The sequence below is a fragment of the Duganella aceris genome, assembly GCF_011090165.1.
Taxonomy (GTDB): Bacteria; Pseudomonadota; Gammaproteobacteria; order Burkholderiales; family Burkholderiaceae_D; genus Rugamonas; species Rugamonas aceris.
In genome coordinates, this window is the sequence record NZ_JAADJT010000009.1 from 16,661 (window position 1) to 37,978 (window position 21,318).

Annotated in this window: 31 protein-coding genes; 13 read left to right on the forward strand and 18 right to left on the reverse strand. The window is 60.9% G+C overall.

Going from position 1 to position 21,318, the window contains the following annotated elements; genetic code table 11:
- Positions 1–38 precede the first annotated feature (38 nt).
- From GW587_RS19435 to GW587_RS19460, 6 genes are read right to left on the reverse strand one after another with little or no spacing between them, the layout of a single operon-like run.
- Positions 39–1,010 carry a phage tail tube protein gene (locus GW587_RS19435; RefSeq protein ID WP_166106260.1) on the reverse strand — a complete coding sequence of 324 codons (972 nt, stop codon included), beginning with the start codon at positions 1,008–1,010 and terminating at the stop codon, positions 39–41.
- Positions 1,011–1,013: 3 nt separating this feature from the next.
- Positions 1,014–1,181: a hypothetical protein gene (locus tag GW587_RS19440; RefSeq protein ID WP_166106261.1), complete on the reverse strand. Its 168-nt coding sequence runs from the start codon at positions 1,179–1,181 to the stop codon at positions 1,014–1,016.
- Positions 1,178–1,615 carry a hypothetical protein gene (locus GW587_RS19445; protein WP_166106262.1) on the reverse strand — a complete coding sequence of 146 codons (438 nt, stop codon included), beginning with the start codon at positions 1,613–1,615 and terminating at the stop codon, positions 1,178–1,180. Before GW587_RS19445 ends, GW587_RS19440 begins: the two co-directional genes overlap by 4 nt.
- Complete coding sequence (locus tag GW587_RS19450; protein ID WP_166106263.1) at positions 1,612–1,914, reverse strand: head-tail joining protein; 303 nt, start codon at positions 1,912–1,914, stop codon at positions 1,612–1,614. Before GW587_RS19450 ends, GW587_RS19445 begins: the two co-directional genes overlap by 4 nt.
- 2 nt (positions 1,915–1,916) lie before the next feature.
- Positions 1,917–2,246, reverse strand: coding sequence for a DUF2190 family protein (locus GW587_RS19455; protein WP_166106264.1), 330 nt, complete (start codon positions 2,244–2,246; stop codon positions 1,917–1,919).
- A 54-nt stretch (positions 2,247–2,300) separates the two neighbouring features.
- Entirely contained in the window at positions 2,301–4,382 is a 2,082-nt protein-coding gene (locus tag GW587_RS19460; protein ID WP_166106265.1) for a ClpP-like prohead protease/major capsid protein fusion protein, read from the reverse strand.
- Between the two features lie 249 nt (positions 4,383–4,631).
- On the opposite strand from GW587_RS19460, the gene GW587_RS19465 reads away from it, so the two are divergent.
- Positions 4,632–5,465: a hypothetical protein gene (locus GW587_RS19465; RefSeq protein ID WP_166106266.1), complete on the forward strand. Its 834-nt coding sequence runs from the start codon at positions 4,632–4,634 to the stop codon at positions 5,463–5,465.
- A gap of 130 nt (positions 5,466–5,595) precedes the next feature.
- Here the strand turns inward: GW587_RS19465 and GW587_RS19470 are convergent, their stop codons facing one another.
- The 10 genes from GW587_RS19470 to GW587_RS19515 all read right to left on the reverse strand — a co-directional run bounded on the left by GW587_RS19470 (position 5,596) and on the right by GW587_RS19515 (position 14,652).
- Entirely contained in the window at positions 5,596–7,110 is a 1,515-nt protein-coding gene (locus GW587_RS19470) for an alpha/beta hydrolase family protein (RefSeq protein ID WP_166106267.1), read from the reverse strand.
- A gap of 8 nt (positions 7,111–7,118) precedes the next feature.
- Positions 7,119–7,424, reverse strand: coding sequence for a hypothetical protein (locus GW587_RS19475; protein WP_166106268.1), 306 nt, complete (start codon positions 7,422–7,424; stop codon positions 7,119–7,121).
- Between the two features lie 13 nt (positions 7,425–7,437).
- Positions 7,438–8,985 (reverse strand): phage portal protein, encoded by a 1,548-nt coding sequence (locus tag GW587_RS19480; protein WP_166106269.1) that lies wholly within the window; start codon positions 8,983–8,985, stop codon positions 7,438–7,440.
- A complete protein-coding gene (locus tag GW587_RS19485; RefSeq protein ID WP_166106270.1) occupies positions 8,982–9,212 on the reverse strand; it encodes a DUF6148 family protein in 231 nt (76 codons plus the stop codon). Before GW587_RS19485 ends, GW587_RS19480 begins: the two co-directional genes overlap by 4 nt.
- 3 nt (positions 9,213–9,215) lie before the next feature.
- Positions 9,216–9,575, reverse strand: a complete 360-nt coding sequence (locus GW587_RS19490) for a Mor transcription activator family protein (RefSeq protein WP_166106271.1) — start codon at positions 9,573–9,575, stop codon at positions 9,216–9,218.
- A complete protein-coding gene (locus GW587_RS19495; RefSeq protein WP_166106541.1) occupies positions 9,572–11,632 on the reverse strand; it encodes a phage terminase large subunit family protein in 2,061 nt (686 codons plus the stop codon). The genes GW587_RS19490 and GW587_RS19495 overlap by 4 nt, the downstream gene beginning before the upstream one ends.
- A gap of 5 nt (positions 11,633–11,637) precedes the next feature.
- On the reverse strand, positions 11,638–12,162 hold the full coding sequence (locus GW587_RS19500) for a terminase small subunit (protein WP_166106272.1): 525 nt from the start codon (positions 12,160–12,162) through the stop codon (positions 11,638–11,640).
- 180 nt (positions 12,163–12,342) lie between these two features.
- Positions 12,343–13,095 (reverse strand): hypothetical protein, encoded by a 753-nt coding sequence (locus GW587_RS19505; RefSeq protein ID WP_166106273.1) that lies wholly within the window; start codon positions 13,093–13,095, stop codon positions 12,343–12,345.
- Complete coding sequence (locus GW587_RS19510; protein ID WP_166106274.1) at positions 13,095–13,790, reverse strand: hypothetical protein; 696 nt, start codon at positions 13,788–13,790, stop codon at positions 13,095–13,097. The genes GW587_RS19505 and GW587_RS19510 overlap by 1 nt, the downstream gene beginning before the upstream one ends.
- The gene (locus GW587_RS19515; RefSeq protein ID WP_166106275.1) at positions 13,744–14,652 is read right to left on the reverse strand and encodes a YdaU family protein; all 909 of its coding nucleotides are present in this window, start codon (positions 14,650–14,652) and stop codon (positions 13,744–13,746) included. The genes GW587_RS19510 and GW587_RS19515 overlap by 47 nt, the downstream gene beginning before the upstream one ends.
- Positions 14,653–14,747: 95 nt before the next feature.
- Here GW587_RS19515 and GW587_RS19520 point away from each other — a divergent pair, with 95 nt between their 5' ends.
- Positions 14,748–15,008 (forward strand): hypothetical protein, encoded by a 261-nt coding sequence (locus GW587_RS19520; RefSeq protein ID WP_166106276.1) that lies wholly within the window; start codon positions 14,748–14,750, stop codon positions 15,006–15,008.
- Between the two features lie 144 nt (positions 15,009–15,152).
- Here GW587_RS19520 and GW587_RS19525 read toward each other — a convergent pair whose 3' ends face one another.
- Positions 15,153–15,626: a YmfL family putative regulatory protein gene (locus GW587_RS19525; RefSeq protein WP_207393572.1), complete on the reverse strand. Its 474-nt coding sequence runs from the start codon at positions 15,624–15,626 to the stop codon at positions 15,153–15,155.
- Here GW587_RS19525 and GW587_RS19530 point away from each other — a divergent pair.
- The gene (locus GW587_RS19530) at positions 15,613–16,134 is read left to right on the forward strand and encodes a hypothetical protein (RefSeq protein ID WP_166106277.1); all 522 of its coding nucleotides are present in this window, start codon (positions 15,613–15,615) and stop codon (positions 16,132–16,134) included. The genes GW587_RS19525 and GW587_RS19530 overlap by 14 nt on opposite strands.
- Here GW587_RS19530 and GW587_RS31885 read toward each other — a convergent pair.
- Entirely contained in the window at positions 16,046–16,303 is a 258-nt protein-coding gene (locus GW587_RS31885) for a helix-turn-helix domain-containing protein (protein ID WP_371875623.1), read from the reverse strand. The two genes, GW587_RS19530 and GW587_RS31885, sit on opposite strands and share 89 nt — an antisense overlap.
- An 83-nt stretch (positions 16,304–16,386) precedes the next feature.
- Here GW587_RS31885 and GW587_RS19535 point away from each other — a divergent pair, with 83 nt between their 5' ends.
- The 10 genes from GW587_RS19535 to GW587_RS19580 all read left to right on the forward strand — a co-directional run bounded on the left by GW587_RS19535 (position 16,387) and on the right by GW587_RS19580 (position 21,314).
- Positions 16,387–17,172: a LexA family transcriptional regulator gene (locus tag GW587_RS19535; RefSeq protein ID WP_166106278.1), complete on the forward strand. Its 786-nt coding sequence runs from the start codon at positions 16,387–16,389 to the stop codon at positions 17,170–17,172.
- A 414-nt stretch (positions 17,173–17,586) separates the two neighbouring features.
- Complete coding sequence (locus GW587_RS19540) at positions 17,587–17,787, forward strand: hypothetical protein (protein WP_166106279.1); 201 nt, start codon at positions 17,587–17,589, stop codon at positions 17,785–17,787.
- A complete protein-coding gene (locus GW587_RS19545; RefSeq protein ID WP_166106280.1) occupies positions 17,784–17,924 on the forward strand; it encodes a hypothetical protein in 141 nt (46 codons plus the stop codon). The genes GW587_RS19540 and GW587_RS19545 overlap by 4 nt, the downstream gene beginning before the upstream one ends.
- A gap of 17 nt (positions 17,925–17,941) precedes the next feature.
- Positions 17,942–18,184, forward strand: coding sequence for a DEAD/DEAH box helicase family protein (locus GW587_RS19550; protein ID WP_166106281.1), 243 nt, complete (start codon positions 17,942–17,944; stop codon positions 18,182–18,184).
- A gap of 39 nt (positions 18,185–18,223) precedes the next feature.
- Positions 18,224–18,412: a hypothetical protein gene (locus tag GW587_RS19555; RefSeq protein WP_166106282.1), complete on the forward strand. Its 189-nt coding sequence runs from the start codon at positions 18,224–18,226 to the stop codon at positions 18,410–18,412.
- Positions 18,413–18,449: 37 nt separating this feature from the next.
- Positions 18,450–18,941 carry a PRTRC system protein E gene (locus GW587_RS19560; RefSeq protein ID WP_166106283.1) on the forward strand — a complete coding sequence of 164 codons (492 nt, stop codon included), beginning with the start codon at positions 18,450–18,452 and terminating at the stop codon, positions 18,939–18,941.
- Between the two features lie 9 nt (positions 18,942–18,950).
- Complete coding sequence (locus GW587_RS19565; protein ID WP_166106284.1) at positions 18,951–19,346, forward strand: PRTRC system protein C; 396 nt, start codon at positions 18,951–18,953, stop codon at positions 19,344–19,346.
- A 2-nt stretch (positions 19,347–19,348) separates the two neighbouring features.
- Positions 19,349–19,549, forward strand: coding sequence for a hypothetical protein (locus tag GW587_RS19570; protein ID WP_166106285.1), 201 nt, complete (start codon positions 19,349–19,351; stop codon positions 19,547–19,549).
- Positions 19,546–20,577 (forward strand): PRTRC system protein F, encoded by a 1,032-nt coding sequence (locus GW587_RS19575; protein ID WP_166106286.1) that lies wholly within the window; start codon positions 19,546–19,548, stop codon positions 20,575–20,577. Before GW587_RS19570 ends, GW587_RS19575 begins: the two co-directional genes overlap by 4 nt.
- Positions 20,574–21,314, forward strand: a complete 741-nt coding sequence (locus tag GW587_RS19580) for a PRTRC system protein B (protein WP_166106287.1) — start codon at positions 20,574–20,576, stop codon at positions 21,312–21,314. Before GW587_RS19575 ends, GW587_RS19580 begins: the two co-directional genes overlap by 4 nt.
- The last annotated feature ends 4 nt before the right edge of the window (positions 21,315–21,318 follow it).

Consider the following 21,318-nt stretch of genomic DNA (forward strand, 5'->3'; position numbering starts at 1 on the left):
GTGTATTCCTTGAATGAGGGGCGCTGCGGCCCCAGGGTTTAATAGCAGGTGAGACGGAATTCGTCGTTGCCGGCAACCGGCACGGCGCGCAGGGCGTAGCCGATGAGGCGCTGGCCATTGAGCTCTTCCTTGGTCGGCGCGGTGAACTGGACGCCCGGCATGAAGACCATGATCTTGTTGGCGACCACGGTGCCGTGCTGCAGGCCGACGCTGGACAGCTGCGCCAGCAGTACCTTGCCCATGTATTCGACCTCTTGCGCGGCCGAAGCTTTCAACTTGATCGCGCCGGTGACAGCCCGGTCGGTTACCTCTACCGACTCCTCGCCCAGCAGTGGCTGGAACGTGGCGACGATGCCCAGGTCAATGGTCAGACCCTGGCTGACGACTGGCGTGCCACCGACCAAGGCCGGCGCGGTCGTTGGCGCATGCGTTGCACCCAAAGTCACGTCGCCGGACTGCGCGTCCACTACGATCTGCGGCACCTTCCATGCCGTCAGCGTCGTGGTCGGCGCCACCTGCTCGGCGATGCCGCCGTAGATGCCGATGAACTTGAACGAGATGACCGGCTTGACGCCGACCGACAGGTCCAGCGTCGCGGTGCCGCGCACTCCCAGCAGCTTGTGCAGGACGCCGTCGTCATACCAGTAGATGGTCGACGACTCGATGCCGTCGGAGATCGGCGTGTAGTCGACGCGCAACGCGGCGGTGATCGTTTCAGCAAAGCCGATGGAGCGCATCAGCGGGCCCCAGGCCGGCGCCGTGCCGGCGACGCCGGAACCTACCAGCTCGACGTCAAAGCCGCACTCCATGTAGCGAGTGCCGACCAGCTGCTCCGATGCGCCGAAGTACGCGCGGATCAGTGCGCGGTCGACATTGTTAGCGTTCAGCGGGTTGATGCTGAGGTTGCTGGCCAACATGGCGTTGGCGGCGCCGGTCGGCACTGCGTCTACGCCGTAGTTGGTTTCCAGCTTCGCCAAGATGGCGGTTTTCTTAATCAGGCGAGAGACCATGGTTTACTCCTGGGAGATTGGCGCTGCCGGCTCGGCTGGAACTTGCTCCAGCTCGCCGGTGTCGAGATTACGGGTGTAGCTGCCACCCCGTTGCGGTTCGGCGTGCTGCACGACCGGAACTGCGGCCGAAGGCACGGGAGCCTCTTTTTTTGGTTTCGTTGCGTCGGTCACGTCAGTGTCCTTCCGGTGGTTTGGTGTTTGATTTCAAAAATTGCGGTAATGCATTCCAGCTTCTCGTCCAGCTCTTCCGAATCCCAGTTCAAGGTGTCGCCCTCGTAAGGCACGCACTCCATCACCAGGCCTCCCAACGTCGGGTCGACAGCCAGCTTGGCGAAGACGTCATCCACGACCTGGTCGGCGGGGCTGTCGTCGGACGCCGCACGGCCGTAGCACTCGACGCTCACCAGCGTGGTCCAGTTGGTGGGGCCGCCGATGACCGATGCAAGCTGACAGACGCTGCGCCGCAACCGCACGACGATGGCGTTCGGCGAATCCACGCCGATCGAGCGGTCGCGATTCGCGAAGACGCGGCCGCCAACAAGAGCCGGCGCCGCCTTCAGCCGGTCGACCATCGCCTGGCGAATCGCGCGGTGCGCCGTGGTCATGGCCGCTCCAAAAAGATCAGCGTCAAGCCCGCATCAAGCTGGCCGTCCGGATGGCGGTCGGCAACCTTCCACGCCTTGCCGTTGATCGTGATGTCGGTGCCGATGAAGTCGGACGGCACATCGGCGCTGCTGATCACCATCTGCGGATCCGCCGCGCCCATGCCGACCGGGCCGACGTTTCCCTGCTTGTACTCCGCGTCGAAAATCACCGGCACATCCACGCCGCCGATCCGCGCCAGCGCGTTGGCCAGTTTCTTCATGGCGACCTGGTTGATTCGGGCTTCGAGCGCGCTGAACATGGTCAGGCGTTGATCTTGATGCTGACCGTGGTCACGCCGTTGCCGGCGGCGGCGGCGGCGTAGCCGGCCTTGGTGTTGCCGCCTGCCGTGGTGGTCAGCCGACTATTGGCCGCATCCCAGTACAGATCCGCGCCCTGGGCGACAACATCGGTCACCAGCTTGGCGATCTGCCAGACCTCGGTGACGGCGACGGTGCCGGTACCGTTGGCCGGAATGTCGCCCAGCGCGACGCCGATACGCGCGCCGATCAACACAACAGCGCCGCTGGCAATCGCCGCGCCGCCAGCGGTGTAGCTCAACACATCACCTTCTTGAACAAAGTTCTTTGCCATGAATGGCTCCTAAGGAAGTTAAGCCGCCCGCGAACGCGGACGGCAATGAAGCGATTACGCGCCTGGGTTGGCGACCATGGTGCGGAAGTCCAGCGGCGCGACGCCGGCGTCCATGCGCACCTTGAATTCGACACCGTCGACGTTCCAGCCGTTTTGCTGTTCCAGCGTCGGCGTCTCGACGCCGTCCAGGTAGCTCACTTCAACGGTGTCGGTGACGCTGGAGTTCGCGGTGCCGTACCAGCCGGTCGCGGACGCGGCGTCCAGGCGGGCGTCGGAGATCACTTCGAACGTATTGCGCACGAAGTTCGGCGTGGTGTTGTTCTTGGTCGCAGCGCCCACTTCGTATTCGCTGTCGCGCACGACATTGGCGGTGCCTTCCAGTGCCAGCGGCACCAGCAGCTGCGCCATGCGAATATTCAGGACGGCGTTGCCGTCGGTCTGCTTGCCCATCAGCACGCGCATCGCATCGACCGAGCCGGTGCTGATGCCCGAACCACCCATCAGGTTCTTGTGGTTCGCATGGAACAGGGCGACGTTGTCGCGCATCACCGGATTGCTGGTCAGAATCGCGTACACCAAGTCACCGATGGTGCGGATTGCCGCACGGCCCATGTAGCGCGGGATTTTCGAGAATGCGTCCAGATCGTCGTTGATGATCGTCTGACGGGTGATCGGGAACATTTTCCCGTAGGTGGCCAGTTGTACCGTCTCACCGCGATCGCCAACGGTCGCGTAGGTGTACTCGCCGCCATCTTGGATTTTAGCCAGCGCCGGGAACGAGTTCAGGTCGACGCGCTTGCCAGGCTTGAAGTCGCCCAGAGTACCCTTGGACGTCCATTTCTGGAACGTTTCCTCGGCTTCTTGGTAGCCCTTCAGCATGGCCTTGTCTGCGACATTCTGCAGCAGCAAAGGGAAGTCGCTGCCGGTATGGGTGAATGCCGCTGCAACCAGCGTCATTTTATCCATGCCGCGTGCGTTGACGCCGGCGTGGGCCAGGCATTCACGCGCCAAGTCCATCAGGCCGTAGCTGCGGAAGTTGTTGGCGCTGTCGTCCTTGCCCAGCTTGGCCTTCGCCATCAATGCGGCGGCAGCGCCCGCACGGAATTTGTCGCGCGAATCTTCCAGCGTGATGATGTGGGAGCCGGCGATGGGGCCCGAATCCTTACCCAGATGGGCCAGGATTTTGGCGTTGGCCTGATCCACCGTGCAGGCCTGGTCATCCAGGCAGGCGGCCTGTATGACCGACATGCCTTCGTGTGCCGAGAATTTTGCGAACGCGGTGGTGATGTCGGTACGGCGGGTCTTGTCCGCTGCCAGGGCTGCAACTACTGCGGCACTCGCTGCGGCCTGGGTGGCGTCGACGGCTGGAGCTGGAGCAGCTGCTGCCGCTGGAGCTGGAATGGTCATGGTGGTGCTCTCCTTCGAGGGGGTGGGTAAAGCTGCTGCGACGGGCGCCGCCGATTCCACTATTTCGGGGAACGAGGCATAGCGCGCTTGGATGAAAGGCTTGATATGGGCTGAGGCTGCGATCGGCAGACTGGCGACCACTTGGTCGATGAACTTAGCGGCCAGCGCCTCTTCGGCGGTGTACCAGTGATCCTTGCCGTCTTGTAGCAGGGCCAGGGTGCCGGCCTTGTCGTTCGAGCGCGAGGCGTAGCTGGTGGCCATCGCGTCGGAATAGGTATCGAGCATGTCCGCGTATTCGCGCAGATCGACCGCGTTGCCGGACACGTATTGCAGCCACGGCGCATGGATCATCAGCAGAGCGTTCTCGGCCATCTCGATCGTGTCGCCGGCCATGGCGATCAGGCTCGCGACCGACGCAGCGATCGCGTCGACCACGGTGGTGACGGTGGCCTTGTGGCGCTTGAGTGCGTTGAAGATGGCGATGCCGTCGGTGACGGAGCCACCGAAGCTGTTGATGCGGACCGTGATCGCATCGACGTCCAGCGCGCCGACTTCACGAACGAAGTCCTTGGCGGCGACGGTGTCGTCGTACCAGCTTTCGCCGATGTCGCCGTAGATCAGAATCTCGGCGCTGGTCGCGGCTTGAACGGCGCCGGCAACAGCTTTAGCCGATGCGCGGATCGTGTACCACTTGGCCGGTTCTTTCGTTTGTGCGGTGGGTGTTGGCATGTGCGTTCCTTATTGGGTACGCACAGTTTCCAGTTTGACGAGTCTCATTTCTACGTAAAGAGGAGACTGTTTTTTTACCAAACCCCACTCTTCGCGGGAATTAAAGGACAGGCCGAGAGCAATTGACAACGAACGCAGTGCGCACAGCATCTGCATGTGCTAAGTCGCCATAAGTTTATTTTCGGCCAAGTGATTGCCACTCACGCAATATCAGGTCATATTGTCGCTACTGAACAATTTGAGGAATTTATGGAAAAATTTTCGGAATTCGTTGACGCAGTTACTGCGCGAATAAGTAATCCGCTGTTCACTTCTTTTGTTATTTCCTGGCTGATTACAAACTATAAAGCTGTCTTGGTAGTGATCAGCAAAGAGCACTACTCGAACAAAATAAGCTTTCTTGAAACTACGCTCTACGGGCCAGACACTGCACCTCTATTGAGACTAATTGGATATCCACTGATTGGGGCCTTGCTATATTCGTTTGTACTGCCGGTACTATCGATTTTGACGACTGCGGCCACCGGCTATTTCGAGAACAAGCACGAATCTGCCAAAGCTTGGGCGCAAAACAAAAGGCGCTTTACGTTAGAACAATCGAACGCGCTTCGCCGACAAGTATCTGACAGCCTATCAAAGCAGATCGATGAGCTTCAGGTCAGCGCGACTGCGATAATTGATTCAAACAAGCGAGCCAGTGATTCGGTCGAACCTTTCCTCGCCAAACTTCCGGCAGCAATGCTCTACCAATTGGAGCAGGAGGCTCAGAGCTGGAACGAGGATGTGGTACGACCTGACCACGTCCGTGATACGCATGGCCCCTATCCACTGGAGCCGGAGTTTTGGTGGACGCACGGCGTACCAAAGCGCTGGCTGAAACTCCAAGATCCTTCGAATGCCATCAGTACTTTGAACCTACATACTACGTCGCGCCTTTTTGGGCTAAACGAGTCTGATACCATGGATATTCTTGCGAGACTCCTCGCGCTCCAGCTGGTAACTTATAGGTGGGTAGATAACCAAATAATATATGGACCAGTACACCATCGTTGGACCCAATCTATCTTCGGGCCAGTTGCCTGATGATGGCACTTTGAACGCGACGGCTATTACACCTAACGAGACGTATCTAAGGTATACGTGCGCTGGCGTAAACTAATCGCGCCAGCGCTTGCTTAGAGTTCTCTTTAGTTAAATTTCGTCATCACCGTTACTAAGGTTTCGCGTAGCGATTCAGGAACGCGATTATTTGCGGACAGTAAGGTGTAAGATCGAAGCCGTGACCTCCAGTAACGCCGGGAACGTCAATCACCTCGGCTGCCGTGGCCGCGACTTTGGCCTTTAGTGCCTCCGTATTAAATTGACGGGGAACCAGGGCGTCATCGGTGGCCGCGACAAACATCATCGGGACATCCTGGAAAGCGTGCGGGTCGGTTTGCAGTAGCGGATCATAGCCGTCCGTGCACAGCGCATAAGTCGCCTGTCCGATACCAGTGATCCCATATGAGGCATTAATCTTCGCCGTCCAAGTAGTCGCGTAGGCACGGGCCAAGTTTGCGGTTGGCGAATAGCCGGCCCACGCCACCACGCCGGGAATCCGTTTGGATGCGAGCACGTTGAGCGATTCAATACCGCCCATCGACTGCGCGAGCATCACCACCGGTCCGATTGTGTAACGGGCGCTGACATATTGATAGAGGCTCACGTACGCGTCGATCGAAGATGGCCCTCCCCAAGTCGACTTGTTCCCCGCGATACCTCCGGCGACGACCAAGAAACCGGCCGCGACCAACGCTTCCTTAAGGGGTAACACCCCCGCAGCAAGGAAGCTGTGCTCGTCGCCGCCGTCGCCATGAAAGAGAATCGCCAGGGGCACTGGCGTTCGCGGGTCATAGCCCGCGGGCCCCCAAATGTGATAATTGACGGTGCCGGCTGCGTCGCTGGCGGTGTACTGAGAAAAGCGGCCGGCATTGCTGGCGCCACCTGCAATGCCAGGTTGCAAAGCGGCGCGGGCGCTGCACGCATTGATCGAGGCGCCTGCAAGCTGCCGGCTGTCCGCATTAAACAAGAACAGGTTGTTAGTCACGATGGTGGAACGCAGCACGCGTCCGTAGTAGGACTCGGTGCCAGTGTCGTCGTTGAAAATAGCGTAGGAAAGCCAGTTGGCGTCACCGATGTAATGCACCGAATAGTTCCCGCCACCAGGGTAGCCGAATAGACCGCCCACTACGCCATTCAGATATCGCCGAATGCCGGTAGCCTGCGTCAGGTTGAACTCCAACCCAAATGACACGCTCGACGCTCCGTTGCTCGGGGCTACGCCGGGGGCGTTATTGTCGAAGCCAATGATCACCGAGCCGGTCCCTGCGGCGGCGGGCAGCATGAACGACACGGACCAACGCAGCGGGTCCGTCGCGGCAACCGCGAACGCGCGATTGCCGTTGGAGCCGCCGCCTTGAACCGGGCCGGCATACATCTTTCCGCCGCTTACCTGCCACGCCGCGTTTCCTTTCGTCCAGTTGACCGTATCTCCCCAAATTTCTACGAATCTTGCGGAGGCGTTGTAGGTATCGATCCCGGCTCGCAGGCTTGCCATCTGGTCGGCCAACGCTTTTTGTGCGAGTGCAGCGGCCGGACCAAAGATGGCCACGCTTCGTTTCCCACCTGCTTTGAATGTACTTCCTGTCAGCTTAGGCAAACCAACTTTAGCCGCCAGTTGACGAAACATGCCCGGCGTCATACCAGCACCCAGCCGCTATCACCCATCCAAACGCCATTCATCCACGTAGACGTCTGGCGGATCGACCGGCCGTTGCGATCTGGCCCATAGGTCACGTAGTCCATGTTGCCGGCCACGTCGTAGTGCGGCGCGCTCGCGAGCGAACTGAGATCAAAAGCGAACTGTCCTGTCGTGTCGGTTACCACGTTGGGCCCTGTGGGCATACCATCAGCGCCGACCACCGAAACCATGGGGATCTTTAACGTAGGATCGCTCGGGTGCGGCAGTCCGGCGGCGGTGTTGGCTACAACTGGCTGTATCATAATTTTTCCCTTTCTAGGAATCTGCGTTATTTTGTTCTGCGGCTGGCTCGGGCGGCGCCGCCGGTTGCTTCATGACGTTGGCAAAATCGGACGAGAAGTACAGGCCCATCTTCCCGATCGCCGTGCGATGCGCGTTGATCTGTTCCAGGACGTCGCGCGGGTTGGCGCCCCGCTTGCGCATCACTTCGACCTCGCTGGCGAAGCCAGCTTGCACCAGAGCCGTCCAGGCCATCGCCTCTTTCAGCGGATCGATCCATGGCATCGACTGACCGACGAACAGAGCATCTTCCATCGTGTCCGGATCGACGTCCTTGGGCGCTTTGATGACGCCGGAGATGTGCGCGATCTGGACGAAATCCTGCCAGACCGGCTGTACGTACTGGCCGACGAAATCGTCTGTGAGCACGGCGTAATTGATCCACTGCTCGACCAGTTCCTGACGCTGCGCGGAGTAGGTGCCGTTGTAGTCGCGTGCGACGCTGGAGTAGCTGGCGCCGATACCGGCGACGGCGGCGCGCAGCTGGCCGCTGCGGAACGTGATCAGGTTGGGGTTCGGGCGATTCGAATCGATCATGCCGATTTCCTCGCCAGGCAGAAGATCTTGGATAATCATGCCCGGCGACATGCCGATGTGCGGGGCGCCGCCGCGCTGCGGAGCTTCAACATTCACATCGCCATAGTTCTCCGGTCCGCCGCGCTTCACATACGCGGTCAGCGACGCGGCCACCTTCGCGGCGATGCGCTCAGATTCCTCGTAGTCCTTGATGTCCTCCAACCTCGTGATGACGCTGGCGAAGATCGACACGCCGCGCAGCTGGCCGATGCGATCGACCGATGCGATGTGGTGCATGTTGGCGGCGGCGACGCGCTTGACGTCGTAGTTCCGCTTCGACCAGCTGATACCATCTGGGAAGGCCTTGTAGCACCAGTAGCCGGTAGCGCGCCCCCACGTGTTGCGCTCTATGCCCTGCTGGATGCCCTTCGATTCGTCGAATAGATCCATCGGAACCAGATCAGGCTCCATCAACTCCAGGGAATACGGCACACGTGTGCCGTGATCGAGCGAAGGCACCGTGCCCTTCAGGCGCTGGTTGAAGCACTCACCGTCCCGGAACCAGGTGTTGCAGACCAGGCGCTGCACTTTGGCCCAGTGGTGCTTCTGCGTGACCTCAGGATTGAGGCACCAATTGCGCCAGCCCTCGCGCAGTGCGAGCGCATATTCTTCATGGATCGAGCCATCGCGACGGCGCGGCTGCGGCTCAATGCCGATGCCGCCGGGGCCGATCACGTTGTTGACCATCGTGCGTAGCGCGCCGCGCGCGATATCGTGGTTCTGCTCAAGGTTGCGCGCCAGGCCGCGCAGCGCGACGGCGCCCTGCTGCACTTGTGCGTCCGGAGAACGGTTGTCTCGCGCCGATTTTCGCAGACGAGATGGCTTGGCTGCCTCGTACTGGTTCAGCACATGTCGAGCGTGCAGGCGCCGCAGCCCCGCGTTCGGCGAGATGGCGGAAACGACGCGGTCCAGCAGGTTGAGCTGGATCGTGGGCGCTGCCGGCGTCATTGCTCACCCCGGAAATCAGCAAGCGAGTAGCCGAGGCCGCCGAAGGTTGGCCGGCCGGCGACCTGGCTCGCCCCGGCGGCAACGCGGCGCTCCCACTCGATACGGCCCGCGCGCACCTCGCTCAGATCCTCCATGCGTAGGGCGCGATCGCCGAAGCGCACCTCCTTGCCTTCGAGGATAGCGGCTTCGGCGGTCATGTACTTGGCGAGCATTTCGGCGGGGGTCATAGGTCATTCCTCGGTTTGGACGCCTGAAGTTACCGTGTGCCGAGTCTCTTTTCTACGGAAAGAGGAGACACCTGCAGCCTCGTCCGCGCTGCGTAGGTCCTTGTAAAACTGGCCGCGGCTAATCCCGAACTCCGCCTGCAGCTCGCGCCGGTTGGTCATGTTGTAGCGCGCGCGGATCGCCTGACGGCGGGCCTCGACATCGACGGCGATCTTCTTGACGTACACTGCCTGGCCGCCCCAATCCCGCCGCAAGCGCGCCTCCAGCTTGCAAACGACGTCGTCCGCCAACACCTCCGCGCCCAGCAAGGCACGCGCCTCCTGGATCATGGCGCTGACGATGTCGTACTGTTGTTCTTGATTCATTTAAATCCTCTACTTGACCAATCGTCGGATGCGAACGAACTGCTGGCGGACTGGGAGCGCAGCGGCGCTGCCGTCCGCGTGGCCACCGGCGTAGGTGCAGGTGGCGGCGTCGACGCGGCCGGCATGCTGATGGTCATCGGTGTGTTGAACAGGTCATCTATCGCCGGCTGAACTTCCGCCTCCAGCTGGTCCCAGAATTTCGCCGTTTTTTTCGCCAGCTCGAGGTGCGTTTCGAGCCATACCAGGTAGACGGTGCAATCCCAGGCCTCGACCCGTTTGCGCATCGCCGTCCAGCGCGATTCCTTTCCGTAGGCGGTAGCTCGCTCAACACGAGCCTCGCCCGCCATTTGCCTGAAGAATTCATCGCTCGCGTCCTTTGAAAAATGCATGTAGCCGGGCCCGGCGCGCTCGATACCGAGGCGGCCATAAATTAGATCTTTTGCCAAGTTGGTTCCGACGCGCCACAGCATCATCCCGCGCTTGCGGACCTTGCCGCGCCAGTCGATGTCGACGCGGGAGACACCATCCTTGATGTGCTTCTCTCGCCCGGAGCTGCCGCGCACGGCGAAGACTTTCCTGGCCGCGTGCGTGTGCACGAAGTTGTACACAGCCTGGGTGTGGTGGCCTTGGCTGTCGATTGAGCTGGCGTGGATCTTTAGCTTGGTGCCGGCGGCGTGTTGGAATTCCGTCTCGAACAGGTACTCGGCAACGTCCTGCCATACCTGGTCTTCCGACGGGTTGCCGTAAAAGATTTTGTAATCGACCTGCCAGGTCTCACAGCCGCGCCCGTAGGCGCGCACGGTAATCTCGATGCGATTGTCTTGGGTGTCGCCGCCGGCCAGCAGCAGCAGGCCGCCGCGCGGCACCGTGCCGAAGGTGTGCGGCTCGGCGCGCTCCTTCAACTGCTCGGCGTCGGTCTTCTCCATTTCCAGCGCCCAGGGCAGGCCCAGCGTGGTGTTGGTGAACGTCTTGAGCTTGGTGATGTCGCCGCTTTGCGCCTTCTCGAAGGCCTCCAGGAACTCGTCGACCAGGTTCGCCCAGGTCGCCGCAGGACTGTACGCGGTCCAGACATGGAAGGCGATGTGCTCTAGCGGCGCGATCACAGCGCCGGCGCCGTTGCGGAACACGCCGGCGGCGTCGATGGTGATGCTGCCGTCGGCGTTTTGCCAGCGCCCCTGCTCGGCCACCGCCAGGTATTCGGCCTGCGTGATCAACAGGCCGCATTCCTGGTTCGGGCAAAGGTGGCGCGCCGATGTCGGGTCGCCGTTCACCCACTTAAACCCTGTCGTCTCGTCTTTCTTCCCCCATACCAGCGGATGGAACAGACCGCAGCCCGGGCACGGAATGGCGTACTTGAAGCGCTCGTCGGCGCCGTTGTAGCGGTCCTCGATCAGCGAGAAGCCGGACAGCTTCGGCGTCGATCCGGTGACCATCTTGGGGAAGGTCGCGCCCTCGACGCGCTTGGCCGCCAGCTTATCGGGCGAGCCCTCCTTCTCGATGTCCCGCAGGAACGCATCAAGCTCGTCGAGGAAAGCGACGTCCACCGAGATACGGCGGTACGCGCGCGCTGCGGTGCCGCCGCGCGTGTGCAGCAGGCAGCCCAAGAACTTCTTCTGCGCCAGCGTGTTGTCCTTGTTGCGCGCCATGTGGGCCGGCATCGCCTTGGCCATCACCTTGACGTCGCGCAGCATGGTGTCCAGCTCGGTCTTGACGAACTCGTCGTTGTCACCGTCCGTCGGCTGCCACAGCACCTGGTTGCGGCGCTTGTGCTCGGCGAAGTAGCCGATCGCGGCCAGCAGGATTTTCGTGTAGCCGACCCGCGCCGACTTCATGAAGTCGATGAAACGGATATCGTCGTTGCTGATGCACGCCATGATGGCGCGCTGGAACGGCCATGGCCGCCAGTCCTGTTCGACGTACGACGATTCTTTCGACAGGTAAAAGTTCGCGCGTGACCACTCCTCCAGCGTCATCGGCTCGGGCACGCCGAAGGCGCCCAGCCCGCGCGCCAGCGTCGAGGCCAGCTCTTGCGATTTCCAGTTGACAACCTCGTACATGTTGCTCACGGATCGATCTCCTCTTCGGTCGACTCGTCAACGTCGTCGGTCGCCTCCTCATCCCGCAGATCGGCCAGCGACATGGCCGCCACGATGTTGCGCACGCGCGCGATCTCGGCGCCGATGGTCGAGATCTCCTCGGCCGACAGCGCCGGCACGCGGCGCCGCACGCCGCCGGGTATGGCGTCGAGCATGCCGGCGATGCGCGCGCCGGCTTTGGACAGCACTTCCTCCAGCAGCGCCACCGGCGCCAGCTCCTTCAGCGAGACCGCATTTTGCAGCGCCACGCGGATGCGCTGCTCGCGCGCCAGCCCGGCCCGCTCAGTCGCCAAGTCCAGATCGCCGCTGGCGGCGCGGCCGGCGGCCTGCTCGCGCAAGTGCGAGCAGTAGGCGTGCAGCACCTGCAAGCCCGGCGCGCTCGTATCCAACACGCCGCGTCCCACCAGGTTGCCGACAGCCTGCTGGCTGATGCCGACCAGCGAACCGAAATCCGCCTGAGTCATAGGCTTGGTCAGGTCACGATCTGACAATACAACCCCCTAGGAATGGGCCTGTGACTAGCGCGAAGTCAGGGTTCGAATTACCCCTGACAGCCAGTGCTGGGGAGTACCTTGGGGAAATATTTGATGTTGCCACTGATGCAACTTTCGACCCATCGGTCTGTTGCTCCTGACACATCAAAATGCCCCGGGCGCGGGGTTGACGGCTGGTCATCGGGCGGTCTCCTGCGCTTCGCGGAAGGCGCGCGTGAACTCGCCGTCGAAGTCGGTCTTGACCGTCTGCTCGACCACGTACTTGAAGTCGAAGATGGGCTGGTATAGGGCTGAGCGCACGAACAGCAGCACCGGCTTGATGGCCGTGCCGCCATTGAAGTTGATGCGCTGATAGACGCCAAACGGCAGCCGATCGCCTGGAGTGCCGACGAAGTAGACGAAGCCCTGCACGCGCTTGCTGCCGCGCGCGAGGCGGGCCTTGCCTTTGTCGGTCATGTTGGCCTTGTAGCCCATCTCGGGAAAGGCACGGAAGAAAGCCAGGATCTGCACAATCTGCCCTCGGCTCATGTTGCCGTAGTTGTCCACCTTGGCGCCCTGCCCCGGCACTGCGCGGTAGCCCACCGGCATCACGCCAGCAGCGGTCAGCGCCACCTCGAAGCGCTTGAGCTTTCGCTGACCGCCGCTCACTTGTGCGGCGAGGAACTTCGACGCCGGCACAGCCTTGGTCGAATCGTCCTTCAGCTTTACCTCGGCCTCCAGCCTGGTCGTCGTGGCAGGCCGCGTGAACGTGCTGCTGAGCGTGAAGGGCGTGGGGTTGCGGAACACATCCCGCATCTCGCGCACCTCCGCCAGCTCAGCCCTCTTCGCGGTGCGCGTCAGCGCCACCCTGGTGGCGAACCGCACCTGCTTCTGGCCCCCGACTACGGTCGAGGTCAGCCCGACGATTGCCTGTCGCACGTCAATGGCCATCAGCGCATCCCCAGCGCTTGCTGCGCTATCTTCACGCAGTGGATCGACGCCGCGTCGCCGCGCGCAAGCACGTCACGCGCCCATTTGCGGCCGTCGCCCTCGGGCTTCGTGTTCTGGTCCTTGAGCTTCATCCGCGCGAGCAGTTCCCTCGCCTTGGCCGGCGCCGTCGCGCTCTTCCCGGGCGCTGGCAGCTGCGGCGCCGGCGCCGGCACCTGCTCAATCTCAGCCTTCCCCAGCTCGGCGATCAGCGCGGCTTCCCAGCGAGTCCGCAGCACAGCGTACGGCTGCGTCGCAACCTCGCGCCGGCCGACACGGACCCAGGCCCAATAGATCGCTGGCGTTGACCACGTATCCGGTTCGCCGCGATCGCGCCGAGCACCCTGCTCCGCCGCCTCGTGAAACGCCACGATCGGATCTACCGGCGGCCTGCACATGGCGATAAATTCCGGCAGCGTGGGCGGCCATGGCCGGGTGTTCAGCGCGGCGACGCCAGCGCACAGCTGCGCGTTGGTAAGCGCACCGAGCTCAAGCGCCCAATGCTGCTTCACTCCAGCGGTGTCGGTGCCGCGCCACTGGTCGGCCAGCTTCGTGCCGTAGGTGAAAGCCATTTTCTTGAACAGGCTCTCGATCCAGTGCTTGGGTATGGCCTCAGCCGGCCACGGTGTTGATGTCGATAAATCGAGGCTGTCGTGCATGTTCGTCGTCTCCAGTCAATCCTTGCAGGGTTTCGCGTCGTTCGCGGTCTTTGGCCGATTCGCCGGACGGCGAGGCCCGCGCTGGCGGCAGCGCGCCGGTCACGCGCAGCTGCGCCGCCTCCGCGCACCAGCGCTGTAGAATCGCCACCAGGTAGCCCAGCTTGATCTCCTCGCCGCCCTTCGTCTTCTTCGCCTCGGTGTATGCCGAAATCGCGGTCTCCACCGTCAGGCCTTGCCGCGACAGCTCGAACAGCCGAGGATCCGCCGGCTGGCAGCGCATGCCTTGCTGGCGCAGCGCGATGCTCAACTCGGCCGGGGTTGCGCCGCGCGCGCAGTCTTCGATTTGTGTTGGCTGTGCTGCGGGGTTGTTCTGGTTCTGGTTCTGGTTCTGGTTCTGGTTCTGGTTAGCACCTTCGCGCATGCTGCTCGCATCCTGCGCGCACTGTTCGCGCACCGTGCGCGCAACCTGCTCGCTAGTTATCGGATCAAGGTCAAGCGGTGCCTGCGCGCCTTGCATCGGATCCGATGCCGGCGCCGCCTGACGTCTCGCCGCTCGGGCCTTGCCTCCAGCGCTCGCCTTCTCCAGACCCTCCTGATACTTCTTGATGTCGTCCTGGCAGCGCTGGTTGAACCAGCCCGGTTCAGTCAGTACGAAGAAGTCCGCCAGCACTTGGCGCGCCGCATCTTGCTCTTCAGGCGAAATGATGAGCAGGCGTCGGAACAGCTTCGACTCGTCGGCGGGCAACGGTGCTTCCAGCTCGAAATACAAGTCGCGCATGTCGCGATAGATGCTGCGCTCCAGGCGATTGCAATGCCTGGTCTCGCTATTGAAGTCGCCGATGTGATGGGGGTAATAATTCATTCGCTGGCGACCCCGTTCGGGCTTCCAGCAACCGCCGACCCAAGTGTGAGAAGATTGTTTGCTGTCACTTTATTAACGTCACCTGGAAAACGAATATGCAAAAGGAAATTTACGAGAACAAGCGTCGTTATCATGAAGCGTCCGGCGGCTTGAACTACGGCCTCGAAGTGTTCGGCGACGTTATCGCCGAACGCGAGGGCTATAGGTCCGTCAAAGGTATCGACGCGGTGCACTTCTACCTGATCCATAAATTCTCGTGGCTCCCGCGCGATGTCATTGGAATGAGCTTCGAGCACCTTCGATTTGTTCTATCCGAAGAGCTAGAAGGCTGGACTCTGCCTCCAGCCGCACGATAGAATCCGTCAGCTCGCCATCGCTGGCCACCAAAGCGGCCTTTAGATGGCACTGCAATACAGCGAGCCGGGCACGCCGCTCTGCAAGAACCAGATCGAGATACGCGCCTCCGCTTGAGCCAGGGACTGCGACAAGCACGCCCTGGCTCACTTCGCCACCTCACGCGCGGCCGCATCCGCAGGCCTGCGGCAATAAACGCGGAACATCGTCGTCATCAGCTCCTTCATCGTCTTGTGCATAGCACCCTCGATGCGTTGCAGCTTGACGCGCTCGCGCGCATCGATCTCTCCATCCTCAATGGCCGCGCGGTACTCGCGCGACAGGTCGCCGATCTCGCCGTACAGTTCGTGGAACTTACTTTCCAGTTCGACGCCATCCAGCGGGCCAGCAGTCGGCAATTCAATGAAGACTCCCCCCGACGCTGCGGCCACGGCCTGGGCGAACAAGGTCGTCCCGGAATATGCCTGCACCATCATCGCGGTCTCGACGCGCATGCCGTGCCCGTTCAGCTCGTACACACGGGCCTCCAGCGAAGATCGCTTCATGCCTAATGTGGCGGCAGTGCCATTCCAGCCGTGCACGGTGATCATGTCCTTAAAAGACTGCGTGAAATCGCTCACAGGTATTCCTTCCATTCCCTACGTTGTAAACCTGGCCACCGCGCTATACGATTGCCTCATTGATAATCGACAAACCCAAATCCCAATGCGCCCCTATTTGCTCTCCAAACCTGAATTCGGCTGCTACCCAATTCCGGGACCTATTCGCGATTTACCGTCCCACGTCAACCAATCCCCTAGCCGCATCCAGAGCGACCTCGGTGTGGGCGGCGCCAGCGGAGCACACAATGATTTGGAGCGCTTGGCTCGGCGCATGGACGTCCCACCGGGAAACTTCACGCGAGAGGTTTTGCCGCGCCAGGCGGCGGGCTTGTTGTTCTTATTCATGTCATTCCCTTGTGAAATCAATTTCCTAGAGGCAATCTCTTGGGCAAAAAAAGAGCCAGCGCTTCAGTGCCGGCGAAATACGTCGCGCTCTATTAACTTTGAAGAGGATTCGAAGCACACCCGGACGGGTTTTGCTGCATGTCTTCCAATGCAGACATCCCGTATATCTCATCAAAAGTGACGCGATGTCCCATTGATTGCGCGTACCGAATTAGCCGGGCCGCAACATCTGGAGGCATACGCTGCCCCCGCTCGTAATGGGAAACGTTACCTTGCGTCACGGCCAAAGCATCGGCCATCACCATTTGTGTCACGCCGAGTCGCGCTCGTATCGAAGAGATTGAGTTCATACGTCAAATATTAGTCTGACTGCTTATCTATGTCAACAGTCTGACTAATTGAATTTTATTAGTGTTCCTTATATTGTTGACAGATGCCAGCCCTTCCCCTATCCCAACAACAACTCACCGACGCCGCAAAGCTGAAGTCGTTATTTCTTCAGTGGCAACAAACACGTCGTGATGCCCGCCTGCCGCCGTCTCAAGAGGCCGCAGCCGAATATCTTGGTTTCGGTCAGAGCGCGCTAGCGCAATACCTCAACGGGAAAATCCCGCTGAACGTCGATGCCGCGCTCAAGCTTGCGCATTTACTTGGCGTGCAGGTCGGCGACTTCAGCACAACGCTGGCTCAACAAATCTCGCAACTTTCAGATGCAATCACAAACGTTGATGACTCCGGCGGCGCATTAGCATTCCCAGGCGCACGGGGCATTACCGATGACGACGACATGGCGCCAGAGACAGTCGGAATAAAAATGGTTGCCCTACACCTGCAGGCGGGAGTCACGGGCTTCGAGACGCAGGATGCGTTTGAAGATGGCGGTAAACTTCACGTGCCGAGACAATGGGTGGAGGAGAATGACCTCGACCCACAGTCACTCCTAGGCATAAAAGTTAAAGGTGATAGCATGGTGCCCCTGATGTATGAAGGAGACATCGCGGTCATCAATATTAATGACCGTGCGCGCGTGAATGGCGGCGTTTTTGCTTTAAATTACAATGGCCAAGCGGTAATTAAGCGTCTGAAGTACGAACGACGCGAATGGTGGCTGGCTTCAGAAAATCCCGAATTCAGGCCAGAACCTTGCAAACAAGGCGACTGTAACGTTGTCGGCCGTGTCGTGCGATTCGAACCGCGAAATTTCAGGGACCGCCTGTGAATCGTTTTACCATGCCATGCAAACACTAAGGGCTGCGACGGTAGTAGTGCGGGGCGTATCCCTTGCCGTCATTCTGGTGGAATCTGATCAAACTTATCCAGACAATGCGCGGCGAGTTATCAAAGACGCAGCGAGGATTTTTCCCACCCTACCAATCGTTTTGCTCTCACCGCGCGTGCACGGCTTTTCCAGAAGCTACGCGTATTTTGATCTCAATAATTTTATCTGTTTGCTAAACGCAGATGAACTGCCCTGGCGGGATCATCATAGGCCTCAGGTCGATAGACCCGTCCCGTTCTAGAAAAAACAACGGCAACAGCAAAACCTCATACTAAATTATTAGTCTGACTGTTGACAACAATAAGCAGTCCGACTAATATCCCTCCATTACAGCAACTTGCTGATGGAGAAGATATGCCACCCACGACCCGCCGAGCAGCACTGAACGCCCTGACCGAGGCGGACACGCAAGAAATTCTCGTCGCGCTACAACTGCAGATTTGGAAATTTCAGGCGTCGGTCGACGACGGCCTCGATCCTCAGTACTGGCAATCCAAACTCGAAGCGGGAAAGGCCACGTACGCACGCGTCATGACAATTCGGCTGGCCTCATGACCACCTTCGCTGTCACGGTCTGCCTGCCCGACCAAGCCCCCATCAAGTTTTACGCCATCGGCGCCGGCAGCGGCGACGTCGGCGACTTCATCGCCCTGCACTTCGATGCATGCGGCATTTCTGTCAAACCACTCTAATCAGCAGGAGCACCACCATGGCAAAGAAGAAAAACACGTCGGACAGGGCAGTAATAATTCACGGCCCCGCCGGCTGCGGCAAGACCAAAAACGCCCAGGCACTGTGCGCGCACTACGGCAAGGTCCAGGCGCTGGACTTCGACCACGACACGCAGCCGCTGCCGGCGGACGCGATCATCTTCCTGCGTGAGCCGAACCCCAACTTCCCGCAGGCGATCGCGTTCGACGACGCAATGCGCGCCGCAGGCCTCGCCGAATAAGCAGCGGCCGCCACGAATTGACCACTCAAGACTTTGACCATGGCCCGCATCGAACCCGACCGCGCCGCGCTGGAGATCGCGCACCGCAAGTGCCGCATCTCGATGTCGCTGGACGACATGCTGAAGGTGCCAAATTTGAAGGCGACGCTGTACGCGGCGGCCCGCAAGCACATGCGCAGCCGGGCCAGGTTCGATCCGAAGAAGCTGCAAGCGAACGACAACGATTAACCCTGTAGTACCCCACCACCATCCAAGAAGGATCGCTATGTTCAACGCATTGAAAGCGCTCGCGCAAAATGCCACGCTCATGCTCGTCGTCGCCGGCGAGGATGACGGCCAGCTGCGCGTCAGCATCACTCCGACCTATCCCGGCGACAAGCCGAAAGCGCATGCTCTTAAGCCCCTGGTGCTGACCGGCACCGCCGACGAGCTCGACGCCGATTTCGCCGCGGCCATCGGCATCTGGCACGCGCCGAAGCGTTCGCTGATCGAGCAGGCCCAGGCTGCCGCCGACACCAACGACGATGACGACGAAGAAGAGGTGGAGGGCAAGAGCAGCACCAACGGCAAACCCCGCAGCGCCGCAAACAAGTCGAAGGAGGACAAGGCGCCGCGCAAACCGCGCAACGCGCCCGCACCGATTTCGTCGCCGCCCAGCAGCCCGCCATCGCCAGCGCACGACGCCGCAGCACCCGCACCCGCGCCAACGCCCGCGCCGGCGCCCGTCGTCGACACCGTGACCCTCAACCTCTTCTAAGGTCGCCACATGAAAATCGAACAACTTGAACGCGAATTCAGCTACAACGGCGTGCGCCTGGCCGACCCGCTTCCGTCCATGCCGCTGGCCCAGGTGCGCGACTTCTACGCAAACGTCTATCCGGAGATCGTCAGCGCCGACATCGAAGGGCCCAAGCAGGTCGGCAACAAGACCATCTACACCTTCCGCCGCGCGGTGGGTACCAAGGGCGGCGCCAACCTGGCCGACATGATCAACGACGTCGCGGAGCTGCTGCACGCGAACTGGCTCGACGCCGGTGACGCCGAGTTCATCAAAGACCTGCAGGAATCGCTGGCGAAGAACGAAGTCATCAAGATCGACTGCGATTCGCGCATGCGCCTGCTGGGTCTGCACGGCAAGCATTGCACCGCATCGGCCGCCTAATCATGCTGACCCGCGAAACCGCCCTCGCCCGCCTGCGCGCAACGGGTACGCTCGCACCTGGGAAGAAGCGACTCAACGTGATCACGCGCGCCCAGGCAACCGACGCGACCGCGCGCGCTATCCAGCGCCTCGTCGCCACGGACAGCCATTTCGACGGCGCTCGCCTGCTCGCGCCGGCGGCAGCACACGGGGTGCTCCCATGATGTCGCATGCCCTGTCGCTCCCAACTATCAGCAGGGAGGTGCCGACGCGTTATCACATCCCCGGTGAAGCCATTTTGGCGGCGCCGCTGGCGATCGCTCTAATCGATGCCGAGCTGATCACCGACAGCATGCTGGCGGAGCCGGCCGCACACGAACACAAGCTGGTGGAGCAGGCGCTCGGCACCTGGTGGACCGAACTGAATGCAAGAAACCCGATGAAATATTTTCGGTGGACGTTGCATGTTCAGGAACTGGACGATCTCACCGGCCGCCACGAGCAGGAGGATTCGCCGCCAGTCGCATGGTTCTGCATCAGCCAGCAGAGCGATTTCGAGGTTCCGCGCTGGACGCTGCAGCGCCGCCTCCTCGAACTTGAGGCACTCCTGCCAGGCTTCGGTCAAGAAGTACTCGCGGTGTTGCTGCACACGTGCATGCATCTGCCAAACGCGCTGGACCCGTGGCGCGCCGTGGAATGGGCGGACTGGCTCTGGTGGAATCATTCGGAAAACGATGCGGATCTGATCGAACAATTCCGCGTGGACAACAATTACGAAACGGCCGACGACGTGCTGCGCGATAGCGACATTATGACCCGCGAACGATTCTATGAGCACATGCCACGTTGGGTAACCGCACCACGTCAGACTCTGCCGAAGGCCACCTTGGTGGCGGCAGCGACGACACCGTTCGCCCGCGATGTAATTTCGGCGTGCGATGCCCTATCTGCCTTCGCGTCCAGCAGCACCTTCTTGCTTTGCCCATCAGATGTCGGGTCGCACCGCACCGGCCACGAGATGGTTGGAGGATGCATGGTGCTGCTCTGGACCTGCCCCGGAGTTGTCGGCCAAGCGATCGACGAAGCGGTTGATCTCGCCTATCAGGGTGGTGAATGCGTCGAATTCATCGATAGCTATCCGCTCGAACTTAACAGTGCCGCGTTTCATAACTACGCGGCGCGCACCGAGCAGATCCTCCAGCTGGCGGCGCTGGCCGAGCGACTTATTGAATTGATCGGAGAACCTGTATGAGTAACGTCCGCTTGCTATCTAGCAGCGATGAAACGCTGCAGTTGAAGACCGCCGTGCTGCTGTATGAATCGGGTCGCGGCAGCGTGTACGCAACGACACATATTGTGGAGGTCGACGCCGAAATGCCGAGCCGCTCGATCATCAGCGCCGGTACGCCGATGAGCCGCGCGAGCCTCAGCAAGTTCGCGAAAGCCGTCGAAGCGGCCACCGCCTACGCTGGCTTCGTGCCAGAAAACCTCCTGTACACCGCGCCGAACATGATGGCCTGGTGGGCGCCGGCGGTGGTGCGCAAAACGTGGTTCAAAGGCGACGACGGCGGCATCGGCAATCATGATGGACTGGCCGCTCACCCGGCGCTCGTATTCGTCGCACAGCCACACAGCTGGCACGTCTTCGCGCTCCGCGATTCGGTGCGCCCCGATTTGAGCACGCCCCTGTTCCACTCGCCGCATTTCAACGTCAGCCCTGACGGAAGGATCTGCGTCGGCAATATCAAAATGCCGGCGGCGCCGAGCAGCGACGCAATCGGGCAATACGAGGATGCGTTCTATCGCAGTCACTTCACGCATCCGAACCACGCTGGCGCCGTGAAGTATCGCGGCGGTATGCGCCAGCTGTGGCTCGATCAGCTTGAAAACGCCGATGCCGTGGCTATGCGCCGCGCGCTGAAGCAGGCTAAGGCCACCCTGAAAACGGCGATCGAACGGATCGCTTCATCCAACCGTAACGAAATTTAACCGA

Bases quoted from the DNA above. Each gene is read 5' to 3' on its own strand.
- GW587_RS19495 (WP_166106541.1), bottom strand. From the start codon at position 11,632: ATGTACGAGGTTGTCAACTGGAAATCGCAAGAGCTGGCCTCGACGCTG.
- GW587_RS19580 (WP_166106287.1), top strand. From the start codon at position 20,574: ATGAGTAACGTCCGCTTGCTATCTAGCAGCGATGAAACGCTGCAGTTG.
- GW587_RS19470 (WP_166106267.1), bottom strand. From the start codon at position 7,110: ATGTTTCGTCAACTGGCGGCTAAAGTTGGTTTGCCTAAGCTGACAGGA.
- GW587_RS19540 (WP_166106279.1), top strand. From the start codon at position 17,587: ATGCCACCCACGACCCGCCGAGCAGCACTGAACGCCCTGACCGAGGCG.
- GW587_RS19460 (WP_166106265.1), bottom strand. From the start codon at position 4,382: ATGCCAACACCCACCGCACAAACGAAAGAACCGGCCAAGTGGTACACG.
- GW587_RS31885 (WP_371875623.1), bottom strand. From the start codon at position 16,303: ATGAACTCAATCTCTTCGATACGAGCGCGACTCGGCGTGACACAAATG.
- GW587_RS19435 (WP_166106260.1), bottom strand. From the start codon at position 1,010: ATGGTCTCTCGCCTGATTAAGAAAACCGCCATCTTGGCGAAGCTGGAA.
- GW587_RS19520 (WP_166106276.1), top strand. From the start codon at position 14,748: ATGCAAAAGGAAATTTACGAGAACAAGCGTCGTTATCATGAAGCGTCC.
- GW587_RS19515 (WP_166106275.1), bottom strand. From the start codon at position 14,652: ATGAATTATTACCCCCATCACATCGGCGACTTCAATAGCGAGACCAGG.
- GW587_RS19555 (WP_166106282.1), top strand. From the start codon at position 18,224: ATGGCCCGCATCGAACCCGACCGCGCCGCGCTGGAGATCGCGCACCGC.
- GW587_RS19490 (WP_166106271.1), bottom strand. From the start codon at position 9,575: ATGAATCAAGAACAACAGTACGACATCGTCAGCGCCATGATCCAGGAG.
- GW587_RS19550 (WP_166106281.1), top strand. From the start codon at position 17,942: ATGGCAAAGAAGAAAAACACGTCGGACAGGGCAGTAATAATTCACGGC.
- GW587_RS19560 (WP_166106283.1), top strand. From the start codon at position 18,450: ATGTTCAACGCATTGAAAGCGCTCGCGCAAAATGCCACGCTCATGCTC.
- GW587_RS19535 (WP_166106278.1), top strand. From the start codon at position 16,387: ATGCCAGCCCTTCCCCTATCCCAACAACAACTCACCGACGCCGCAAAG.
- GW587_RS19575 (WP_166106286.1), top strand. From the start codon at position 19,546: ATGATGTCGCATGCCCTGTCGCTCCCAACTATCAGCAGGGAGGTGCCG.
- GW587_RS19485 (WP_166106270.1), bottom strand. From the start codon at position 9,212: ATGACCCCCGCCGAAATGCTCGCCAAGTACATGACCGCCGAAGCCGCT.
- GW587_RS19570 (WP_166106285.1), top strand. From the start codon at position 19,349: ATGCTGACCCGCGAAACCGCCCTCGCCCGCCTGCGCGCAACGGGTACG.
- GW587_RS19480 (WP_166106269.1), bottom strand. From the start codon at position 8,985: ATGACGCCGGCAGCGCCCACGATCCAGCTCAACCTGCTGGACCGCGTC.
- GW587_RS19445 (WP_166106262.1), bottom strand. From the start codon at position 1,615: ATGACCACGGCGCACCGCGCGATTCGCCAGGCGATGGTCGACCGGCTG.
- GW587_RS19465 (WP_166106266.1), top strand. From the start codon at position 4,632: ATGGAAAAATTTTCGGAATTCGTTGACGCAGTTACTGCGCGAATAAGT.
- GW587_RS19475 (WP_166106268.1), bottom strand. From the start codon at position 7,424: ATGATACAGCCAGTTGTAGCCAACACCGCCGCCGGACTGCCGCACCCG.
- GW587_RS19545 (WP_166106280.1), top strand. From the start codon at position 17,784: ATGACCACCTTCGCTGTCACGGTCTGCCTGCCCGACCAAGCCCCCATC.
- GW587_RS19565 (WP_166106284.1), top strand. From the start codon at position 18,951: ATGAAAATCGAACAACTTGAACGCGAATTCAGCTACAACGGCGTGCGC.
- GW587_RS19450 (WP_166106263.1), bottom strand. From the start codon at position 1,914: ATGTTCAGCGCGCTCGAAGCCCGAATCAACCAGGTCGCCATGAAGAAA.
- GW587_RS19510 (WP_166106274.1), bottom strand. From the start codon at position 13,790: ATGCACGACAGCCTCGATTTATCGACATCAACACCGTGGCCGGCTGAG.
- GW587_RS19455 (WP_166106264.1), bottom strand. From the start codon at position 2,246: ATGGCAAAGAACTTTGTTCAAGAAGGTGATGTGTTGAGCTACACCGCT.
- GW587_RS19505 (WP_166106273.1), bottom strand. From the start codon at position 13,095: ATGGCCATTGACGTGCGACAGGCAATCGTCGGGCTGACCTCGACCGTA.